Origin of the sequence: Brevundimonas mediterranea (assembly GCF_011064825.1) — a bacterium.
Lineage (GTDB): Bacteria > Pseudomonadota > Alphaproteobacteria > Caulobacterales > Caulobacteraceae > Brevundimonas > Brevundimonas mediterranea_A.
In genome coordinates, this window is record NZ_CP048751.1 from 516738 (window position 1) to 536738 (window position 20001).

Genomic DNA, 20001 nt, shown 5'->3' on the forward strand with positions numbered 1-20001 from the left:
CAGGCCCTGGCTCAGTCTGGCCGGACCTCCAGCGCCTCCTCATCCTCCTCGTCGTAGCCCACGAGGCGCAACGCCCGCGCCTTCTGGCCGTTCAGCTCGGCCCATCGAAGCAGCCCCTCCTCGCGGCCGTGGGTGATCCAGATCTCGTCGGGCTTCAGCTCTTCGAAGGTGGCGACCAGTTCGCCCCAGTCGGCGTGATCCGACACCACCAGCGGCAGTTCCACGCCCCTCTGACGCGCCCGCGCCCGCACCCCCATCCAGCCGGACGCAAAGGCCGTCACCGGATCGGCGAAACTGCGGGCCCACCGATCCTGGATCGCCGACGGCGGCGCGATCACCACCTCGCCGCCCAAGGCGCCCTTGCCCAGACCCCGCGCCGGCAGGACCGGCCCCAGGTCGATCCCCTCGCGTTCATACAGGGCGTTCAGCCGCTCCATCGCCCCGTGGACATAGATCGGCCGCTCCCACCCCGCCTCGCGCAGGCTCATGATGATCCGCTGCGCCTTGCCCAGGGCGTAGGCGCCGACCAGATGGGCGCGTTCCGGGAACTGACCCAGCGACCGGACCAGCCGTCCGATCTCCTCCTCGGTCGGCGGATGGCGGAACACCGGCAGGCCGAAGGTCGCCTCCGAGATGAAGACGTGACAGGGCGTGGGCTCGAACGCCGGGCAGGTCGGGTCGCGCCGGCGCTTGTAGTCGCCCGACACCACCATGGTCAGGCCCTTCCACCTCGCCTCGACCTGGGCCGAGCCCAGCACATGGCCGGCCGGGACCAGCCGCAGGTCCACGCCGTTGACGGCGGCGGCCTCGCCATACTCCACAGCCCGCATCTGCCCCGCGAACTCGGCGCCATAGCGTTCGGCCATGATGGCCAGGGTCTGGCGTGTCGCCAGCACCACGCCGTGCCCGGCCCGCGCATGATCCGAATGGCCGTGGGTGATCACCGCCCGATCCACCGGCCGCACCGGATCGACGTAGAAGTCACCCGGCGGGCAATACAGGCCGGCGGGCGTGGGGTGCAGCAGGTCTTCGGGGCGGATCATGGGACCGTAACGCTCTCGACGCCGTCGGGTCCCCCCTCCATACAGGAGACGATCATCGGCTTCACGGGCGTTCCTTTCGCATGCAAGACAGTTTCGTCGACACCATCCTGCCCCAGCTGGCGACGGGGTCCGCCCACACCAGTGCGCTGGGCTTCGTCTTCGACGGCCTGCACGAGGGCGATCCCCGCATTCGCGTGCCCTGGCGGCCCGATCTGGTCGGCGATCCCGGCACCGGCGTCCTGGCCGGCGGCCTCGTCACCACCCTGCTGGACCACATCGGCGGCCTGGCGGTCTGGACGGCCATGGCCGAGTTTCAGCCCATCGCCACCCTGGATCTGCGGGTGGACTATATGCGCGCCGCCCATCCGCGCGTGGACCTGCTGGCCCAGGGGAAATGCTACCGGCTGACGCCGACCATCGCCTTCGTCCGGGCCTGGGCCTTCGAAGAAGACCCATCCGACCCGGTCGCGGCGGCCCAGTCCGCCTATGTGCTGAACCGCGCCCGCCCGCACCGGGAAAAGACGGCCGCCAGCCGTGAGGCCACGGCATGAGCGACCTTCTCGAACGCATCCCCTACGCCCGCTTCCTGAACCTTCAGACCCTGGTCAGCGGCGACGAGATCACCGTCATCCTGCCCTTCGCCGACCGGCTGATCGGCAATCCCATGCTTCCGGCCCTGCACGGTGGTTCGACGGCGGCCCTGCTGGAGATGACGGCCATGGCCCAGGTCGCCCTGGCCTTCCCCAGCCCGCGCCTGCCCCGCCCGATCAATGTCACCGTCGCCTATCTGCGCACCGGCCGCCCGGTCGACGTCTTCGCCCGCGCCAGCATCAGCCGCGCCGGCCGCCGCGTCGCCCATGTCCAGGCCGAGGCCTGGCAGGAAGCCCGCAGCCAGCCCATCGCCTCCCTGACCGCCCATTTCCTGCTGGACAATCCCTAAGCCTTTCAGCGGCTTCGGGCGGACGAAAACAGAAATGACACCCCGTTCGTCGAACAATCGGCGCTGAACACGCGCACGACCATCACGGTTAACAAGACTCTACCAAGCAAGGTTAATCCATGTTAAGCTTACATCTCTTGTAAACCTTGTTTTAGGGGCTTTCTATGGAACGGACCGAAGTCATCGCCAGCGTCGCCGGCGATCTCCACGCGACCGAACACGCGATCGACGCCGCCATCACCCAGGCGACGACGCTGGTTCAATCCTTCATCGGCGCCCGCGCCGCCCTGTCCCTTTCGCCCGTCGCCGCCACCGCGTCGCAGGCCAAGGCCATGGAAACCATCGCCGCCCTCGCCGCCGCCCGCGAGTCCATCGTCGCCTGCCACGCGGAACTCCAGAAGGATCACCGTCGTATGGGTTACGGCACCTACGCCATCGGTCCGGTTGGCAAGCCCGACGACTGGCTTGATCCCAAGCCTGTCAAGCAGACCGGCCACCTTCGCTCGGTCGGGTGAATTTTTGGTAAGCTTAGCGGACTGACATTATCGTTTAACCAGCAATGGTTCATTATCGCCCCCGTGCACTCAGTGCGGGGGCGATTTGCATGGTGAACATGGGTTATGCGGTCGTCGGCGCGATCTTCATGGTCGGCATGGTCCTTTTCGCCTTCATCAAGGGCGGACCGCGAGAACGAGTCGGTGCCGGTTATCTTCTTGCCGCCTGGTTCGCCTCACTGCTCGTTCAGGAGAACAACGGCTTTCGCGGATTGCCTATTGGGATGTTTCTCATTGATGCGATGTCCCTAGTGGTATTCGCCGCTTTAGCCTGGCGGGCGCATCAATCCTGGCCCGTATGGGTAGCCGGCCTACAGCTGATTACTGTCATGGCTCACATCATGATCCTGACGACGAAGACGATCCCCATAGCGTCGCTCTACACAGTGATGAACTTGATCGGCTATCTCATCATCATCTGCATCGGCGTCGGCACCTTCTGGGCCTGGCAGGAGCGCAAGGCTGAGGCCGAGTTTGCGTCTAGGTAGAAATTCCTAATCCCATCCCCTAAACTTCCCCGACTCAGTCGCGGGAACCCCATGCCCCTGTCGCACGCGAAACTCTGGAAGGCCGTGGACGCCCTGGCGCGGCGCGAGGGGTTGTCGCCGTCGGGGCTGGCCCGGCGGGCGGGGCTGGATGCGACCAGTTTCAATCCGTCCAAACGGTTCGGCGCCGGCGATCCGCCCCGTCCCCGCTGGCCCTCGACCGAGAGCATGACCCTGATGCTTCAGGCGACCGGCGTCTCCCTGGCCGAGTTCGCGGCCCTGGCCGACGACGCGCCGCCGACGTCCACGACCGTGCCCCTGCTGGGCCTGGCCCGCGCCGGCCTGGACGGTTTCTTCGACGACGCCGGCCTGCCGGTCGGCGACGGCTGGGATCAGACCGAACTGCCCCGGGTCAACGCCACCACCTTCAGCCTGCGGATCAGCGGGGATTCGATGGCGCCCCTGTATCGCGAGGGCGACCGTGTCATCGTCGACCGCGGCGACCCCGCCGTGCGGCGCGGCGACCGGGTCGTGGCGCGCCTGACCTCGGGCGAGGTGGTGGCCAAGGAGCTGACCGGCCTGACCGCCCGCGCCGCCACCCTGTCCTCGATCAACCCCGACTATCCGCCCCGGATCGTGCCCCGGCGCGAGATCGAATGGATGGCCCGCATCCTGTGGGTCAGCCAATAGAAAGCCCCGCCCGGCGAACCGGACGGGGCCAGGCTCAAACGGCGAACCGTGAGCCTTCGACTGTCCCGGCGGCGGAACCGGACGGGGCGTAAGCAGCCCGCCGCCGAAAACAGTCTTTCCGCAAGCGACCCTTAGCGGGTCACGTAATTCGCATTGACCCAACCGCCGCCGGCGATCTGGATCCAGTCGCCTTGCGAGGCGACGGCCGTGAACTGTTGGCCGGCCGACAGGCTGCCCGCCTGGCGGAAGCCGGTGCCGGGGCCGCTGCGGATGCGCAGGTTCGTGCCGGCGCGATAGGTGTTGGCGTTGGCCTGGGCCGCCGCGCGGGTGCGCTGCTGGTTGCAGCCGATATAGGAGCCGGCCGCCGCGCCGGCGCCGGCGCCGACCACGGTCCCGGCCGTGCGCTCGTTGCGCGCCAGGTTCGAGCCGACCACGCCGCCAACGACCGCGCCGATCAGGGCGCCCACGCGTTGACGACCGCCGGGGGCGTCGCAGTTGGTCACGCCATTGGCCTGGGCCTGGGCGGCCATGGGGGCGGCGGTCACCAAGGCGGCCAGCGCCGCAGCCGTGGCCAGACCCGTCTTCAGAAACTTGCTCGACATAACTCTATCTCCTGTCATCGGGCTTGCCGATGAGGAGACAATGCCCGGCCGAACCTGAAGGCTCCCGGAGCTTCGCCGTTATTTTCCGTTCATCTTCATCGACGCCGCCGCCCGAGAGCGGTTCGCGCCAAGGCCGATCTGGTTAGTCCGCCAGACGCCCGTTCGCCCCCGCCTCGATCAGGGCGATGGTTTGCGGCAGGCCGTAGATGGCCGCGAACGAGCCGAAGCGCGGCCCCTGGCTTGCGCCCAGCAGCACTTCGTACAGCGCCCCGAACCAGGCCCGCAGCGGCTCGAACGCGTGCGCCTTGCCCACCGCATAGACCTCGTTCTGGATCAGCTCGCCGTCCGTGGTGTCCGCCGGCAACGCCTTCAGCCGTTCCGCCAGATCCAGCAGCGCCGCCTTCTCCTTGTCGTCCGGCAGGCGATACGCCTTCGAGGGCTTCACGAAGTCCTCGTAATAGTTCAGCGCCCGGTCCATCAGCTGGTCCAGCAGCGGCTCGTTCTGCGGCGTCGCCTCGGGCAGATATTTGGCGAAATAGGCCCACAGCTGGTCCTTGGTCGAGGCGTTGGCCACCCCCACCAGGTTCAGCAGCAGGGCGAAGGACACCGGCGACGTGTGGGTCGGCGGGTTCCCCGCATGGATCGACCAGACGGCGTTGTCGATCCGCTTGGCCGGCTCCTGGGTCTTGTAGCTTTCGATGAAGGCCAGATAGTCGTCGATGGCGCGCGGAATGACGTTGAAGTGCAGGCTCTTGGCCGACTTCGGCGACTGGAACATGTACCAGCTCAGGCTCTCCGGCGTGCCGTACCGCAGCCATTCGTCCATCGTCAGGCCGTTGCCCTTGGACTTGGAGATCTTCTTGCCTTCGATATCCAGGAACAGTTCATAGTTGAACCCTTCCGGCGGCGTGCCGCCCAGGGCGCGACAGATCTTGCCGCTCTCGCGCACGCTCTCGATCAGGTCCTTGCCCGACATCTCGTAATCGACGTCCAGCGCGACCCAGCGCATGGCCCAGTCCGGCTTCCATTGCAGCTTCACATGACCGCCCGTGACCGGCAGTTCGGTGCGTCCGCCGGCCGGATCGTCGAAGACGATGGTGCCCTTGTCGACATTCCGCTCCAGCGTCGGGACCTGCAGCACATGGCCCGTGATCGGGCTGACCGGCAGGAAGGGCGAATAGGTCGCGCGCCGCTCCTCGCCCAGGGTCGGCAGCATGATGGCCATGACCGCGTCGAACCGCTCCAGCAGGGTCAGCAGGGTCGCGTCGAACACGCCGGACTTGTAGGTCTCGGTCGAGCTCATGAACTCATAGTCGAAGCCGAACCCGTCCAGGAACGCCCGCAGCCGCGCATTATTGTGCGCCCCGAAACTGTCGTGCGTCCCGAACGGATCCCGCACCCGGGTCAGCGACAGGTTCAGGTCCTCGCGCAGCATCTCCGGGTTCGGCACGCCTTCCGGCACCTTCCTGAGGCCGTCCATGTCGTCGCTGAAGGCGATCAGTCGCGTGCGCCAGTGGTCGCCGGTCAGGGCCCGGAAGGCGTTCCTCACCATCGTGGTCCGCGCCACCTCGCCGAAGGTGCCCATGTGCGGCAGGCCCGACGGCCCGTATCCCGTCTCCAGCACCACAGGCCGGCGCAGGGCCTCGAACTTGGCCAGGGCCTCGTCGGCCTTGCCCGCATCGATCAGCGCCCGCGCCTCGGCCCGCTCGCTCTCGCCCAGCCGCTTTTTCAGAACATGGGCCAGCAGATTGCGGGCTTGTTCGAACGGCCAGGACTTGGCCTCACGGGCGAGGATTTCGAGGTTCTGAAGCATGGCGGCGGTTTGCAGTCTGCAAACCGCCGGGTCAACCGCCTATCCTTCCACCCGCTCCGTCACCCTCGGGCTTGTCCCGAGGGCCCACCTGTCCGCGAAATTCGAACGATGACGGTTGGCAGGTCGTTAGTGCGGTCGCGTTCCAGCCCGTGTCCGCCGTGGGCCCTCGGGACAAGCCCGAGGGTGACGGGTTCAGGGTCATCGCCGTCCCACCGCCCAACTCACCACCGCCGCCCCGGCCGCCACGATGATCGCATCCTCGATCAGCCCGCTCTTCGTCTGCCCGATCCGCTTCATCGCCGTCTTGCGTCCCCGCAGCGTCAGATAGGCCAGGGGCACGGCCGTCCCCACCGCAAGCGCCGCCCCCAGCTTCTCGCGCCCGCGCGGCGCCAGGGCCGAGCCCGCGATCCCCGCGCTCATCACCCGCGCCAGCAGGCCCAGGAACACCGTCCGGTCCGGCGCCGACTTCATCTTGTCGCCGAACAGCTCGCCCACGCCCATGGCCAGACCGCCGAACTTGAACAGCGGATGATCCAGCAGCACCAGCCGCCCCGGCGTCTCCCGGTGCGCCAGCCGCGCCCCTGCAAGGGCCGCCATCGGCGTCATGGATCGGGCGCTGGCGACGGCGCCGATGAGGACGGAGGGAAGGAGGGCGAGGGTTTTCATGCTACCTCAACCCCGCAGGCGCGCGGAGGTTCACCGGCCGCCGCACTTGACCCCCCGCGCCCGGCATGGCCTTTGCCCCGCCGATGAAGACCGCCGATTTCGACTTCGACCTGCCCGAGGACCGCATCGCCCTGCGTCCCGCTGATCCGCGCGATTCCGCCCGGCTGCTGGTGGTCAAGGACGGCGCCCTGGACGACCGCATCATCCGCGACCTGCCCGACTTCCTGCGGCCCGGCGACGCCCTGGTCTTCAATGACACCCGCGTCATCCCCGCCCGCCTGTCGGGCGTCCGCACCCGCCCCGGCCCCGAAGGAGAGACCCTGACGGTCGCCGTCGAGGCCACCCTTCACCACCGCGACGCCCCCGACGTCTGGTCCGCCTTCATGAAGCCCGGCAAACGCATCAAGCCCGGCGACCGCATCCGCTTCGGACAGGAAGCCGACGCCGCCTGCGATCTGGGCCGCCTCGACGCCACCGTCACAGCCAAGGGCGACGACGGCCTGATCACCCTGAAGTTCGACCTGTCCGGCCCGGCGCTGGACGACGCCATCCGCGACGTGGGGGTCATGCCCCTGCCCCCCTATATAGCCGCCAAACGGCCCGAGGACGACCGCGACCGGTCCGACTATCAGACGGTCTTCGCCGAACACGACGGCTCGGTCGCCGCCCCCACGGCGGGCCTGCACTTCACCCCCGCCCTGCTGGACGCCATCCGGGCCCGGGGCGTCTCGACCCACGCCGTCACCCTGCACGTCGGCGCCGGCACCTTCCTGCCGGTCAAGGCCGATGACCTGGCCGACCACAGGATGCACAGCGAATGGGGCGAGGTCTCGCCCGAGACCGCCGACGCCCTGAACGCCGTCCACGCCGCCGGCGGCCGCATCGTCTGCGTCGGCACCACCTCGCTGCGCCTGCTGGAAAGCGCCACGACCGAGGCCGGCGAGATCCGCCCCTTCCACGGCGACACCGCCATCTTCATCACCCCCGGCTACCGCTTCCGCGCCGTCGATGTGCTGATGACCAATTTCCACCTGCCCAAATCCACCCTCTTCATGCTGGTCAGCGCCTTCGCCGGCCGGGCTGCGATGAAGACCGCCTACGCCCACGCCATCGCCGACGGCTACCGCTTCTACTCCTACGGCGACGGCTCCTTGCTGTTCCGGGGGGCCGAAAGCCACGCCTGACCGCCAAGCTCACCGCCCCGTTCGCGCAGGCGAACGGGGAGGACAGGCGATCGCGTCAGCGAGCGCCAGGCGGGGACGACTCGGTGTCAGAAGCCAGCAAGGGTCATCACCATCGTCAGAAGCGCCCCCTCCGTCACGGCGCTCTGCGCCGCGCCACCTCCCCCAAGGGGGGAGGAATGCGAACACCGAAATCCTCCCCCCTTGGGGGAGGTGGATCGCCGGCGAAGCCGGCGAGACGGAGGGGGCCCGAACGGCGCCAACTGTCACAATGACGCTGGTCCTGCCGTAACGATTCCAACCCCTTGCCAGATTCTCGCCCCGACTTCCCCGCCAGGGTTTCCCCACCCCCTATAATCCGCCTCGGTCTCGTCGCTTGGAGGGCTCGCTTGGCCTGCGACCTTGCGGCGGCGGGGGCGGATGGAACGGGAGCGGGGGTGCAATCCCTCCGCGCCGGCGGCGTCTCAAAACGCCGTTGGAGGGTCGAGGGGGATACTCGATCGCACTCGGGACGGTTCTTCGCAGGGACCGCCGACCCGTCGCAGGCTTATGGGGTTAGGCGATAAGACCGCCACCGCTCGGCGCCCCGAGCTTGCAGGCCAACCAACCGCGCGGGGCGTCAAACCTTCGTCGAAACGGTACTCAAAACACAAAACTCCGGGCGAAGGCCCGGCGCCCCGCCCAGCCCTCCATGAACTTCGCAGCGAAAGCGCGAAGATGACGCCGCATGTCTGTAGCCTTCCGCCGCCCAACCCCTTAAATGCCGCCTGCTGACGAAAACGAGCCCCCCTTGTCCCTCGACGACTTCCAAAGCGACCTTCCGCAGGATCTCCAGGACGGCCTGATCGCCGTTGGCGAGGCCGCGCGCGATCTGCGCGAGCCCTGGTGGATCTTCGGCGGGGCGGCCATGGCCCTGTACGGCCTGACCGACCTGCATGTGCCCGACATCGACGTCCTGTGCGCCCCGCGCGACGCCCGCGCCCTGCTGGCGGCGCTGGACGGCCAGGTCGTGGCCGATCCGGGCGAGGGCCTGTTCCGCTCGGCCGTCTTCGGCCGCGCCCCGGATCAGCCGATCCTGGTCGAGGTCATGGCCGATCTGGAGACCCGCGACGGCGCCGAATGGCGGCCGGTGGCCTTTACGTCGCGCCGTCCGGTCTTCATCGACGACGTCCCGCTGTTCGTGCCCGACATCCGGGACCATATCGCCCTCTACCGCCTGTTCGGCCGCCCCAAGGATCTGGCGCGGGTCGAACAGCTTGAACGACTGATCGCCTGATGCCCTTCCCCTTCGAGATTTCCGCCAAAGAGGGCCGCGCCCGCACCGGTGTGCTGAAGACCGCGCGCGGCGACATCCGCACCCCCGCCTTCATGCCTGTCGGCACGGCCGCGACGGTCAAGGCCATGACGGTGGACCAGGTCAAGGCGACCGGCGCCGACATCATCCTGGGCAACACCTATCACCTGATGCTGCGCCCCGGCCCCGAGCGGATGGAGCGTCTGGGCGGCCTCCACAAATTCATGGGCTGGGACAAGCCGATCCTGACCGACAGCGGCGGCTTCCAGGTCATGTCCCTGGCCGGGATTTCAAAGGTGAAGGAAGAGGCCGTGACCTTCTCCTCCCACATCGACGGCTCCAAACACGTCCTGACGCCGGAACGCTCGATCGAGATCCAGGCCGACCGGATCGGCGCCGACATCTCGATGCAACTGGACCAGTGCGTGGCGTATCCGGCCGAGAAGGACGCGGCCCGCAAGGCCATGGAACTGTCGATCCGCTGGGGCGCCCGCTCCAAGGCCCGGTTCGGCGAGCGGGAAAACCAGGCCCTGTTCGGCATCCAGCAGGGCTCGACCTTCGAGGACCTTCGTCGCCAGTCGTCGGACCAGCTGCGTGAGATCGGCTTCGACGGCTACGCGATCGGCGGTCTGGCCGTGGGCGAAGGCCACCAGGCCATGTGCGAGGTGCTGGACTACGCCCCCGAGATGCTGCCCGCCGACCGTCCCCGCTATCTGATGGGGGTGGGCAAGCCGATCGACCTGGTCGAGGCGGTGTATCGCGGCGTGGACATGTTCGACTGCGTCCTGCCGACCCGCGCCGGCCGCCACGGCCAGGCCTGGACCTGGGACGGCCCGCTGAACCTGAAGAACGCCCGCTTCGCCGAGGACCAGGATCCGCTCGATCCCGCCATCGACGGGCCGTCGTCGCAGTATTCCAAGGCCTATCTGCACCACCTGATCCGCGCCGACGAAATCCTCGGCAAGGTCCTGCTCAGCTGGCACAATATCGCCTTCTACCAGGCCCTGACCGCCGCCATGCGCGCCGCGATTTCGGAAGGCCGATTCGAACAGTTCCGCCGCGACTTCCATGCGCGGCATGTGTCGAACTGACCCCCGGAACCATTTGATGCGCGTCGAGAAGTCAGGCTTCCACGCCTACAACACCTATCTGGAAGAGCCGCCCCGCGACGCGGGGAACGAGACGGCCCTGCACCGCCACGTCATCATCATCGGCGGCGACAAATATTCCTTCTTCGCCCACTGGTCCGGCAAGTTCGCGCACAAGGGCGAACGGATCTCGTTCGACTGGGACTGGGACCGGACTGGCGAGTTCCGCAACATCGACAAATCCTCCTTCGAGGCCTTCACCAAGGAAGGCGCGGTTCAGATCAGAGGCGATCGCACCGACAAACGGCGGCCTGCCGGCAGACGTTAGATCCCGTCGATCGTGGGTCGAACGGCCAAGCCGCCCCTACCGCTTCGGCCGGAACCAGCTCGGCGCCGCCGGCGGGGCGCAGTTCCTCTGCATGCCAATCCCCTTCAGAAACGCCCGCCGCATCCGCCCCGACTGGATGGCCGACTGGACATGGCGGCTATGCTGATCGGCGCCGCTCAGGCGGCGGATCCAGCTTCGTCCGGGAATGAAATCGGTCGTCGTCCCGCGAATGGCGTCCAGGGCCGCCCTGGCCGCCGCATCGGCCGCCTGTTCGCTGCGGTACGAGCCGTCCTGGCGCGGCGGTTCGTCCGTATCCGGCCCCAAGGCCTCGTCCAGCCGCGCCACCTCGGCGCCGATGGTCGAGCACTGGTTCAGATTACGCAGGTCATAGGGATTGGCCTCGGCCTGCAACAGCACCGTCGGAATCAGCTGGCGCCGCAGGTTGAAATCGTCCAGCGGGGCGGTGACGGCGTCGCCCAGCCCCGCCCTGACCTGTTCCGCGCCGCTCATGGCCGAACGGCCGGCGTTGCAGCCGGCGAGCAGTACGGCCGCGAGGGCCAAAGGGAGGATCGGCTTCATCCGGCTCTTAGACCACGCACAGCCGTCGCGATCAAAACCCACTCGACCTTGGGCGGCGTTTATCCGCGATCAGGCGGCCAGGTCCTGCGCCATCAGCATCGCCCCATCCAGCCCGGCGTGCTCACGCTCGGCGGCCACCAGATAGCCGCCCTCGCCCATGACCACCGCCGATCCATAGCCGTTGACCCGGCGTCGCGCCGCCGCCTCGACCTCGATGATCAGGCCCGGCGTGGACATGACGCCGCCGCCGAACACGATCCGATCCGGCGCCCAGGCGAACACCAGGCCGGCGACCAGTTGCCCCAGATAATCTGCGACCACCGCCCGCACCTCATCCGCGTCTTCCAGGCGTCGCCCCGCCAGCCGCGCCTGAACCGCCGGCCCCGCCGCCAGCCCCTCGACGCAATCGGCATGGAAGGGGCAGGCGCTGGCCTGGACGTCGCCCTCAACCCGACGCACGAACAGATGACCGATCTCCGGATGCAGCGCGCCCTTCAGCGTCTGGCCGTCCACACACAGGCCGCCGCCGATTCCGGTGCCCACAGTGACATAGGCCACGGCCCGCGCCCCACGGCCCGCGCCCAGTCGGGCCTCGGCCACGGCGGCGGCGTTGACGTCGGTATCCACGGCGAAAGGGGCGCCCAGACGGTCCGCCAGAGTCCTGGACAGATTGAACCCGGTCCAGCCCGGCTTGGGCGTGGCCAGCATCAGCCCGCGCTGGGGCGAGCTCGGATCAACCACCAGAGGCCCGAAGCTGGCGACGCCCAGCCCGGCGACCGGCCGTTCGGCCGCCGCGGCGACAAGCGCCTCGACCGCCGCCTCAGGCCGCCCGGTCGCAAACCGACCCTCGTCCAGCACGACGCCCGCCGCATCGACGATGCGCCATACGATCTTGGTCCCGCCGGTCTCGACCGCGAAGAAGACGGGCTGGCTCATCGGGGGGGCTCCGCAAAAGGGAGAAATGGTACGTCCTCTCGGGCTCGAACCGAGGACCCTCTGATTAAAAGTCAGATGCTCTAACCAACTGAGCTAAGGACGCACCGTGCGACGTTCAGGACTGGCCCGAACCGTCGAAGGGCGCCTTCTGTTGCAATCCGCTCTTCCGGTCAAGACCGGGTCTGCTACTCAATGCGTATGAAACCGCTGAACGGACTGCGCATCCTGGAGTTCGACGGCCTGGGGCCGGTGACTTTCGCCGGCCTGATGCTGGCCGACATGGGGGCCGAGGTGCTGCGTCTGACCCGCGCGGCCTCGGCGGGCGCCCCCGTTTTCGCCGAGGTGGGCGGGGCCCTGCTGCATCGCGGACGGACCGCCGTACCCGTGGACCTGAAGTCCGACAGCGACCGCGAGCGGATCCTGCGCCTGGTCGATGGCGCGGACGCCGTGATCGAAGGCTTCCGTCCGGGGGTCATGGAACGGCTGGGCTATGGTCCCGAGGTTCTGCACGCCCGCAACCCGGCCCTGGTCTTCGGTCGGGTGACAGGCTGGGGCCAGACTGGGCCGCTGGCCGACGCCGTGGGGCACGACCTGAACTATATCGGCCTGTCGGGGGTGCTGCACGCCATGGGCGAGGCGGACCGCCCGCCGCCCCCGCCGCTGAACCTGGTCGGCGATTACGGCGGCGGGGCCATGATGCTGACGACAGGGGTGCTGGCGGCCCTGCTGGAGGCCAGGACCACGGGACGGGGCCGGGTCGTGGACGCCGCCATGACCGACGGCGCGGCCCTGTTGGGCGGCCTGTTCCAGGCCCTGCGCGGCCAGGGGCTGTGGGGCGAGCGCCGCGGAGCCAATCTGCTGGACGGAGGCGCGCCCTTCTATCGCTGCTACGCCTGTCGGGACGGCGGCTTCGTCGCGGTCGCGGCGCTGGAGCCGCGCTTCTACGCCGCGCTGCTGGCGGGCCTTGGGATCAATCCGTCCGAAGCGCCTCAGCATGACAGGACCGGCTGGGCCGTCCTGCACGACCGGTTCGCCGGCCTGTTCGCGGCGCGGGACCGGGACGACTGGACGACGCATTTCGCCGGGACCGAGGCCTGCGTGACACCCGTCCTCAGCCTGGCGGAGGCGCCGGATCATCCGCACAATCGCGACCGAGCGACCTTCCGGAACGGCCTGCCCGCCCCCGCGCCCCGCTTCGACGGCGCCGAACCGCCAACGCCGACCGTCCCGCCCCTGACCGCCCTGGGTGAGGCGGCCTGGAGCAAGAGGCGGGATGACCCCTGAAGTTTTCCGCGCTATGGGAACGAGGCGGCGCCGAGGGCGTTGCAACGGACGATATCCGGGGAACTATTTCTGATGAGACGCTCGATCTTCGTTCTGACCGCGACGGCGCTGGGCGCGCTGGTGCTTGCGGGCTGCGACGACTACCAATCGAGGTCGCAGGACGACTATGCCGACGCCCCGCCGGTCGAAGAACAGGCTCCCGCCGCCGAGGATTCGGCCGAGCCGGTCGTCGCGCCTGAAGTGACCGATCCGGCGCCGGCGCCCGCGCCAGCCCCCCTTCCGCCGGAAGAGCGGACGTCCGAACAGTCGGTTCAGCCGGAAAGCGAAACCCTGTTCTACTGAGGCGCGCCGCTTCGCCGCCACATCAGGATGCAAGGGCGTACCGAGACGCCGACTTGGAGTCCGCGCCCTTGACGAAAGCTAGAGTTTGACGTTCCGGCCCACCCTGTTTCTCGCTGCCCTGGCGACCTGCAGCCTTTCCGCCCAGGCCGCCTCAGCCGATCCTCGCGCCCAGATCCGCGGCGACATGGACGCCGAACTGCGCCGCATGCTGGAACGTGCGGTCGGCGAGGTGGATGGGGCCCCGGAAAGCCGTTTCGAAGCCCGCCGCCGCGCCCAGGGCGCCCTGTCGGCAGCCGAGGCCCTGCTGCGTTCCGAAGCCTATTACCAGCCCGTGCTGGAAGACGTGGTCGAGGGCGAGGATCGGCCGTCGGCCATCGTGGACGTCCAGCCTGGCCGCCGGTTCCTGCTGACCCAGCCCACGATCACCTGGACCGATCCAGCGCCCGACGCCGAAAGCGCCGCCGACGCCCTGAAGGCCATAGGCCTGAAGGCGGGAGCCCCTGGCCGGGCCGTGGACGTCATCTCCGGCGAAGGCCGGGCGGTCGCCACCCTGGTCCGCGACGGCTACGCCGACGCCAAGGCCGATCCGCGCCGCGTCGTGGTCGATCACGCCGCCTTCACGGTCGCCCCGGAATACCGCATCGACTCGGGCCGACTCGTCCTGCTGGACGGCGTGGTCATGCCCCGGACCGGTCGCACCAACCCGGCCTGGGTCGCGGGCCTGGCCCCCTGGACCGAGGGCGATCGCTATGACCCCGACCAGGTGGCCGAACTGGAACGCCGGCTGCTGGACACCGGGGTCTATGACGGGGTCGGCGTCGCCCTGGCGCCCGTCGACCAGACCAACGCCGACGGGCATCGCCCCATCATCGTCAATCTGCAGGACCGGCCGCGCCGCGTGCTGGAGGCCGGGGCCACCTGGTCCACGGCCGAGGGCGCGGGGGTCGATCTGATCTGGACCCGCTACAACCGTTTCGGCCGCGCCGACACCCTGAGGCTGGAAACCCGGCTGGCCGATATCGACAGCCGTATCGGCGCCGACCTGTCCCTGCCCCACTGGCGCAAGCCGGGCCGGACGCTGAAGCTGAGCGCCGGCGTGGTCAAGGAAGACACCGACGCCTACGACCGCACCGCCCTGGTGCTGGCCGCCGAACTGCAGCAGCGGATCGGCAAGACCTCCTACTTCAACTATGGCGTCGGGCTGGACGCCGGCCGGTACAACGAGATCCGGTACGACTACACCTCCATCCCGCCCCGTGCGGTCAGCTTCGATCGCGATCTGGCCATCATCACCGGGCGGACCAGCGCCTATATCGACAACTCCAACGACCCGCTGAATCCGACCCAGGGCTGGCGCGTGACCGCCTCGGTCCAGCCGACCGCCGTGACCGGCCAGGACACGATCCTGTTCCTGCGCGGCGAAACCCAGGCCACGGCCTATCTGCCGCTCCAGGACGGGGCGCGCACGGTTCTGGCCGGCCGTCTCCGCATCGGTTCGATCATCGGCGGCGGCGAGCTGAGCGTGCCGTCGGACCGTCTGTTCTACTCGGGCGGCGGCGGGTCGGTGCGCGGCTACTCCTATCAGAGCGTCAATCCCAAACTGCCCGACCTGACCCCCCGCGGCGGCCTGTCGCTGTTCGAGACCTCGCTGGAGGTGCGCCGTGACATAGGCCAGAGCTTCCAGGCCGTGGCCTTCGTCGATGCGGGCGCCGTCGGCTTCCAGGAGACGCCGAACCTGACCAACATGCGGTACGGCGCGGGCCTGGGCGTCCGCTACAAGCTGCCGTTCGGTCCCGTCCGCGCCGACATCGCCGTGCCGCTGGACAAGCGCGAGGGCGATTCCGCCTTCCAGATCTACATCAGCATCGGGCAGGCGTTTTGACCGAAGCCCCGCCCGAAAACACGCCGGACGCCGCACCGCCGGAAGAATCGGCCGCCGAGGTTCGCAAGAAGCGCAGCCTGCTGCAGCTGTTGGCCCTGGTCGTCGGCGGCGTGGTCGGCGGCCTGCTGGTGCTGCTGGTCATCGCCCTGATCAGCGGGCGGATGTACATCGTCTCGGACGGCGGGCGCGACCTGGTGACCGGCTTCGTCCAGGGCCAGAAGATCAGCCGCTATGGCCGGATCAACGTCTATGGGCTGAAGGGCGACCTGTTCGACGACTTCACCCTGGACCGGGTCACGGTGACGGACCGGGACGGCGTCTGGCTGGACGCCCGCAATGTCCGGGTCGACTGGTCCTACTGGCCGTTGATCACCCGTCGGTTCCACGCCACCGACATCAGCGCCGAGGTGATCCAGCTTGTTCGTCGGCCGGTTCTGGATGCTCCCAGCGGCGAACCCGGCGGCCCCCAACCGATCGACGTCGATATCGACCGCTTCTCCGCCAGGGTCGAACTGCTGGAAGGCTTCTCCAAGGAATACGGCCGCTGGAACCTGACGGGCGACATCGCCCTGCCGCGACGCGGGGCCAAGACCGCGACCGTCAACGCCGACAGCCTGAACCGTCCCGGCGACTATCTGCGGCTGGCGGCGACCTTCGGCGGCAAGCTGGAAGAGACCCGCGTCAATCTGCGCGCCAATGAAGCCCAGGGCGGGCCGCTGGCCGGATCACTGGGCTATTCGCCCGACCTGCCCTTCTCGGCCGTGGCCTTGGTGAACGCCGACATGGTCCACGCCAAGGTCCAGACCGGACAGTTCACGCCTCTGACCGTCGATGGCCGGTTCGGCGAAGACGGCTCGCGCGTCTCGGGCTTCTTCGACTTCAGCGGATCGGACCTGTTCGAACCCTTTGTTCAGCGCGTGGGCCGCACCGCCCGGTTCGGCTTCGCCATGGTTCCGGCCAAGGACAAGGCGTTCCAGGGCGTGGGCTGGAAACTGATGTCGGACAATGTCGCGTCCGAGGCCCGCGGTCTGATCCGCATGTCGGATCGCAGTTCGCCTGATGGAATCAGGCTGGATCTCCAGACCGTCTCGCTGAGCCGTCTGGTCGGGTCCGACGTCGGCGGGCCGGCCGCCTATTCGGGCCTGTTCAAGGGCGACGCCGAGACCTGGACCCTGGAAGGTCAGGCCAGCCTGCTGAACGCCAATCTGGCCAGCTATCGCGCCACCCGCCTGGCCGGTCCGCTGAACGTCCAGGTCAAGGACGGCCGGATCGATCTGGACGGGGACATCCGCGCCGTCGGCGGCTCGAACCAAGGGCTGATCGGCGGCCTGCTGGGCGCGACGCCGCGCGTGCAGATGGAGGCCGCCCGGATGAAGGACGGCGCCCTGTTGCTGGAAAAACTTGATCTTCAAGGCCAGGGGCTGACGCTGAAGGGCTCGGGCTCGCGCAATCTGCTGGGCGGCATGGGCTTCCGCGGCGATGCGCAACTGACCGACGCCTCGCGCATCCTGCCCCACGCCAAGGGCGCCTTTGGCGGTCCGGTCCGCGCCTCGTCGGCCAAGACCGGCGCGCCCTGGGTGCTGACCTTCGACGGCCGGGGCCGCAATCTGACGGTCGGAATGGACGAGCTGAACCGGTTGCTGGGCCGCACGCCCCGCCTGCAACTGACCGGCAAGCTGAATGGGAACCGGATCGAGGTGGATCGCGGCGAACTGACCGGAGCGGCGGGCCGCGCCGGGGCCAAGGGCCTGATCGAGACCGACGGCCGGCTGCGGCTGGCGCTGGACTGGAACGCGCGCGGCCCCTTCGCCGTGGGGCCGGTCGAGATCGGCGGCGACATGAACGGGCGCGGCGCCCTGACCGGCACATTGTCCCAGCCGCGTGTCGATCTGACCGCCGGATTCGACACGGTCACGGCCGGCGCCCTGACCCTGACCCAGGCCGACCTGATCCTGAGTTTCCGCAAGGGCGCGGATGCGTCGGACGGCCGGATCACCGTGACCAGCGGTTCGAACTACGGCCCGGCCCGGGCGTCCGGGAACTTCTTCCTGGGCGGGCGGCGGATCCGGCTGAGCGATCTGGACGTCAACGCCGGCGGGGTGACCGCCCAGGGGGCGATCGCCCTGTCCAACAACGTCCCCTCCAGCGCGGACCTGACCTTCACCGCCCGCACCGGCGCCTTCCTGGCGTCGGGCGAGGCCAACGGCCGCATCCGTCTGACCGAAGGCGGCGGATCCGAAAGCGCCATCCTGGACGTCAACGGCCGCAACATCCGCCTGGCCGGCCAGAGCTGGAACATCCGCACCATCGACCTGGACGGCCGCGGCACGCTGGACAACCTGCCCTTCACCCTGGCGCTGGACGTCGGCGGCGGCGTCCCCGCCCAGTTCAACGGCACAGGCGTCTATTCGCGGCGCGGGGCCGCCCAGACCCTGACCCTGCGCGGCGGCGGCCGGGTGCGCGAGGTGGCCTTCACCACCCGCAGCGCCGCCATGATCACCCTGAACGGCCAGAGCCGGACAGCCCACCTGGACCTGGGCGTCGGCAGCGGCGTGCTGCTGGCCGATCTGCGTCAGGACGCGCGCACGGCGATCATCCAGGCCGACCTGACCAGCGTGGACCTGCAGACCCTGTCGCCCAATCTCCGCGGCCGCGCCACCGGGCGGGTCGCCCTGCGCGGCGCAGGCGACGACCTGTCGGGGGCGGCCAACGTCACCCTGGCGGATGTCCGCAGCATCGACGCCCCCAGCGGGCTTTCGGTCGACGGCCGGCTGGACGCGACCCTGATCAACAACAGCCTGACGATCAAGGCGACGGCGTCCGACGAGGGCGCGGTCCAGGCGGCGGCCGATGTCGTTCTGCCGGTCGAGGCCTCGGCCGCCCCGCTGCGTCTGGCCATCGCCCGCCAGCGGCCCATGTCCGGCAATGTTTCGATCAACGGCCAGATCCAGCCGATCTGGGACCTGTTCCTGGGCGGCGACCGCAGTCTGGCGGGTCAGGTGGCGGGCCAGGCGACCCTCGGCGGCACCCTGGCCGCGCCGCGCCTGAACGGACGGTTCGACCTGACCCAGGGCTCCTATCGCGAGAAGGCGGTCGGCCTGGTCCTGGGCGACCTGACCTTGAGAACAAGCTTCGACGACACCACGGCCCTGATCGAGACCTTCACCGCCAATGACACCGCCGGCGGCACAGTCGCCGGCCAGGGCCGGATCGGGCTGCGCGAAGGCTCGGGCTCGACGGCGCAGTTGAACCTCACGCGGTTCCGGGTCATCGACAACGATATCGGCGAGGCCCGCGCTTCAGGTCCGATCACCATTGTTCGCGGTCAGGACGGCAACATCCAGCTGTCGGGCCAGATGAATATCGACGAGGCCCGGATCGAGCCGGAAGTGCCCGGCGCCACCGGCATCGTCTCGATGGACGTGGTCGAGATCAATCGTCCCGGCGGCGATCCGGTCGAGACCGAGACCCGTCAACGCGGGCCGCAGATCGGCATGGACATCGCCCTGCGCTCGACCGGCGGCAAGGTGCGGGTCAGCGGCCGCGGCCTGAACGTCGTGCTCGACGTCAACGCCCGGGTGCGCGGCACCATCGCCCAGCCGCAACTGACCGGCACGGCCAATGTGGTGCGCGGCGATTACGAGTTCGCGGGCAAGCGGTTCATCTTCAACGACACCGGCCGCGTGACCCTGTCGACCGATCCGAAGCAGATCCGCCTGAACCTGTCGGCGACGCGCGAGGATACGGCCCTGACCGCCTCCATCGCCGTGACCGGCACGGCCGACCAGCCGAAGATCGCCCTGACGTCCACCCCCGCCCTGCCCCAGGACGAAATCCTGTCGCAGGTGCTGTTCGGCCGTTCGGCCTCGCAACTGTCGCCGTTCGAGGCGGCGCAACTGGCCGCCGGGGTCGCGGCCCTGGCGGGCGGCGGCGGCTTCGACGTGATCGGGAACCTGCGCGAGCTCGCCGGGCTTGACCGTCTGTCCTTCGGCGGCCAGGCCTCGGCCGTGACGGTCGCCGGCGGTCGCTACATCACCGACAACGTCTATCTGGAAGTCATCGGCGGCGGCGAAGGCGGGGCGGCGGTCAAGGTCGAATGGCAGCCGCGCCGCAACCTGGCCATCAGTTCGCAGTTCGGCGGTCAGGGCGACACCAGCCTGTCGATCCGCTGGCGCCGCGAAAGCCGCGAAGCCGGCCAGCGCACCGACCGCCGCCCGAACCGGAACTAAGCCTCAGCCGCCCGACGTGCCCCACGCGACCTTCACCTTTGGCCCCGCGACGGCTAGGGTCCGGC

The 20001-nt window shown here is 69.0% G+C and carries 19 protein-coding genes and 1 tRNA gene; 13 read left to right on the forward strand and 7 right to left on the reverse strand.

The features are described from left to right. Positions 1-11: 11 nt before the first annotated feature. Positions 12-1043: a ligase-associated DNA damage response exonuclease gene (locus tag GYM46_RS02565; protein WP_008259765.1), complete on the reverse strand. Its 1032-nt coding sequence runs from the start codon at positions 1041-1043 to the stop codon at positions 12-14. Between the two features lie 80 nt (positions 1044-1123). Here GYM46_RS02565 and GYM46_RS02570 point away from each other — a divergent pair, with 80 nt between their 5' ends. The 5 genes from GYM46_RS02570 (at position 1124) to GYM46_RS02590 (ending at position 3712) form a co-directional block, all read left to right on the forward strand. Beyond that, positions 1124-1594, forward strand: coding sequence for a PaaI family thioesterase (locus GYM46_RS02570; protein WP_008262527.1), 471 nt, complete (start codon positions 1124-1126; stop codon positions 1592-1594). Further along, complete coding sequence (locus tag GYM46_RS02575) at positions 1591-1983, forward strand: PaaI family thioesterase (RefSeq protein ID WP_008260356.1); 393 nt, start codon at positions 1591-1593, stop codon at positions 1981-1983. The genes GYM46_RS02570 and GYM46_RS02575 overlap by 4 nt, the downstream gene beginning before the upstream one ends. A gap of 164 nt (positions 1984-2147) precedes the next feature. After that, on the forward strand, positions 2148-2498 hold the full coding sequence (locus GYM46_RS02580; protein WP_008263080.1) for a hypothetical protein: 351 nt from the start codon (positions 2148-2150) through the stop codon (positions 2496-2498). Positions 2499-2587: 89 nt separating this feature from the next. Then, positions 2588-3025, forward strand: coding sequence for a hypothetical protein (locus GYM46_RS02585; RefSeq protein WP_008259595.1), 438 nt, complete (start codon positions 2588-2590; stop codon positions 3023-3025). 51 nt (positions 3026-3076) lie between these two features. After that, the gene (locus GYM46_RS02590) at positions 3077-3712 is read left to right on the forward strand and encodes a S24 family peptidase (protein ID WP_008263968.1); all 636 of its coding nucleotides are present in this window, start codon (positions 3077-3079) and stop codon (positions 3710-3712) included. A gap of 131 nt (positions 3713-3843) precedes the next feature. On the opposite strand, the gene GYM46_RS02595 is transcribed toward GYM46_RS02590, so the two are convergent. The 3 genes from GYM46_RS02595 to GYM46_RS02605 all read right to left on the reverse strand — a co-directional run bounded on the left by GYM46_RS02595 (position 3844) and on the right by GYM46_RS02605 (position 6793). Next, a complete protein-coding gene (locus tag GYM46_RS02595; protein WP_008260398.1) occupies positions 3844-4314 on the reverse strand; it encodes an SH3 domain-containing protein in 471 nt (156 codons plus the stop codon). Positions 4315-4456: 142 nt separating this feature from the next. Next, a complete protein-coding gene (locus GYM46_RS02600) occupies positions 4457-6127 on the reverse strand; it encodes a lysine--tRNA ligase (RefSeq protein ID WP_164952584.1) in 1671 nt (556 codons plus the stop codon). Between the two features lie 198 nt (positions 6128-6325). Continuing rightward, positions 6326-6793, reverse strand: coding sequence for a hypothetical protein (locus GYM46_RS02605; RefSeq protein ID WP_008259556.1), 468 nt, complete (start codon positions 6791-6793; stop codon positions 6326-6328). 83 nt (positions 6794-6876) lie between these two features. On the opposite strand from GYM46_RS02605, the gene queA reads away from it, so the two are divergent. From queA to GYM46_RS02625, 4 genes are all read left to right on the forward strand, one after another. Next, positions 6877-7977, forward strand: a complete 1101-nt coding sequence (gene queA / locus GYM46_RS02610) for a tRNA preQ1(34) S-adenosylmethionine ribosyltransferase-isomerase QueA (RefSeq protein ID WP_040349318.1) — start codon at positions 6877-6879, stop codon at positions 7975-7977. A gap of 787 nt (positions 7978-8764) precedes the next feature. Continuing rightward, positions 8765-9250 carry a hypothetical protein gene (locus GYM46_RS02615; RefSeq protein ID WP_035310830.1) on the forward strand — a complete coding sequence of 162 codons (486 nt, stop codon included), beginning with the start codon at positions 8765-8767 and terminating at the stop codon, positions 9248-9250. Next, on the forward strand, positions 9247-10359 hold the full coding sequence (gene tgt, locus GYM46_RS02620; protein WP_156796405.1) for a tRNA guanosine(34) transglycosylase Tgt: 1113 nt from the start codon (positions 9247-9249) through the stop codon (positions 10357-10359). Before GYM46_RS02615 ends, tgt begins: the two co-directional genes overlap by 4 nt. Positions 10360-10375: 16 nt before the next feature. Further along, on the forward strand, positions 10376-10684 hold the full coding sequence (locus tag GYM46_RS02625; RefSeq protein ID WP_008262665.1) for a hypothetical protein: 309 nt from the start codon (positions 10376-10378) through the stop codon (positions 10682-10684). Between the two features lie 36 nt (positions 10685-10720). Here the strand turns inward: GYM46_RS02625 and GYM46_RS02630 are convergent, their stop codons facing one another. The 3 genes from GYM46_RS02630 to GYM46_RS02640 all read right to left on the reverse strand — a co-directional run bounded on the left by GYM46_RS02630 (position 10721) and on the right by GYM46_RS02640 (position 12302). Next, positions 10721-11263 (reverse strand): hypothetical protein, encoded by a 543-nt coding sequence (locus tag GYM46_RS02630; RefSeq protein ID WP_008263642.1) that lies wholly within the window; start codon positions 11261-11263, stop codon positions 10721-10723. 69 nt (positions 11264-11332) lie between these two features. Then, positions 11333-12199, reverse strand: a complete 867-nt coding sequence (locus GYM46_RS02635) for an ROK family protein (protein WP_008262501.1) — start codon at positions 12197-12199, stop codon at positions 11333-11335. Between the two features lie 26 nt (positions 12200-12225). Further along, a tRNA-Lys gene (locus GYM46_RS02640) sits at positions 12226-12302 on the reverse strand. Positions 12303-12391: 89 nt separating this feature from the next. On the opposite strand from GYM46_RS02640, the gene GYM46_RS02645 reads away from it, so the two are divergent. From GYM46_RS02645 to GYM46_RS02660, 4 genes are all read left to right on the forward strand, one after another. Next, entirely contained in the window at positions 12392-13483 is a 1092-nt protein-coding gene (locus GYM46_RS02645) for a CaiB/BaiF CoA transferase family protein (RefSeq protein WP_008259919.1), read from the forward strand. 72 nt (positions 13484-13555) lie between these two features. Then, the gene (locus GYM46_RS02650) at positions 13556-13825 is read left to right on the forward strand and encodes a hypothetical protein (protein ID WP_008258639.1); all 270 of its coding nucleotides are present in this window, start codon (positions 13556-13558) and stop codon (positions 13823-13825) included. Between the two features lie 85 nt (positions 13826-13910). After that, positions 13911-15707 carry an autotransporter assembly complex protein TamA gene (locus tag GYM46_RS02655; protein ID WP_008259663.1) on the forward strand — a complete coding sequence of 599 codons (1797 nt, stop codon included), beginning with the start codon at positions 13911-13913 and terminating at the stop codon, positions 15705-15707. Beyond that, entirely contained in the window at positions 15704-19936 is a 4233-nt protein-coding gene (locus GYM46_RS02660) for a translocation/assembly module TamB domain-containing protein (protein ID WP_008259775.1), read from the forward strand. Before GYM46_RS02655 ends, GYM46_RS02660 begins: the two co-directional genes overlap by 4 nt. Positions 19937-20001 lie beyond the last annotated feature (65 nt).

Coding starts and splice junctions, on each gene's coding strand:
- GYM46_RS02650 (WP_008258639.1), top strand. CDS start 13,556: ATGAGACGCTCGATCTTCGTTCTGACCGCGACGGCGCTGGGCGCGCTG.
- GYM46_RS02600 (WP_164952584.1), bottom strand. CDS start 6,127: ATGCTTCAGAACCTCGAAATCCTCGCCCGTGAGGCCAAGTCCTGGCCG.
- GYM46_RS02595 (WP_008260398.1), bottom strand. CDS start 4,314: ATGTCGAGCAAGTTTCTGAAGACGGGTCTGGCCACGGCTGCGGCGCTG.
- GYM46_RS02585 (WP_008259595.1), top strand. CDS start 2,588: ATGGTGAACATGGGTTATGCGGTCGTCGGCGCGATCTTCATGGTCGGC.
- GYM46_RS02570 (WP_008262527.1), top strand. CDS start 1,124: ATGCAAGACAGTTTCGTCGACACCATCCTGCCCCAGCTGGCGACGGGG.
- GYM46_RS02645 (WP_008259919.1), top strand. CDS start 12,392: ATGCGTATGAAACCGCTGAACGGACTGCGCATCCTGGAGTTCGACGGC.
- GYM46_RS02630 (WP_008263642.1), bottom strand. CDS start 11,263: ATGAAGCCGATCCTCCCTTTGGCCCTCGCGGCCGTACTGCTCGCCGGC.
- GYM46_RS02580 (WP_008263080.1), top strand. CDS start 2,148: ATGGAACGGACCGAAGTCATCGCCAGCGTCGCCGGCGATCTCCACGCG.
- GYM46_RS02625 (WP_008262665.1), top strand. CDS start 10,376: ATGCGCGTCGAGAAGTCAGGCTTCCACGCCTACAACACCTATCTGGAA.
- queA (WP_040349318.1), top strand. CDS start 6,877: ATGAAGACCGCCGATTTCGACTTCGACCTGCCCGAGGACCGCATCGCC.
- GYM46_RS02635 (WP_008262501.1), bottom strand. CDS start 12,199: ATGAGCCAGCCCGTCTTCTTCGCGGTCGAGACCGGCGGGACCAAGATC.
- GYM46_RS02565 (WP_008259765.1), bottom strand. CDS start 1,043: ATGATCCGCCCCGAAGACCTGCTGCACCCCACGCCCGCCGGCCTGTAT.
- GYM46_RS02605 (WP_008259556.1), bottom strand. CDS start 6,793: ATGAAAACCCTCGCCCTCCTTCCCTCCGTCCTCATCGGCGCCGTCGCC.
- GYM46_RS02575 (WP_008260356.1), top strand. CDS start 1,591: ATGAGCGACCTTCTCGAACGCATCCCCTACGCCCGCTTCCTGAACCTT.
- GYM46_RS02590 (WP_008263968.1), top strand. CDS start 3,077: ATGCCCCTGTCGCACGCGAAACTCTGGAAGGCCGTGGACGCCCTGGCG.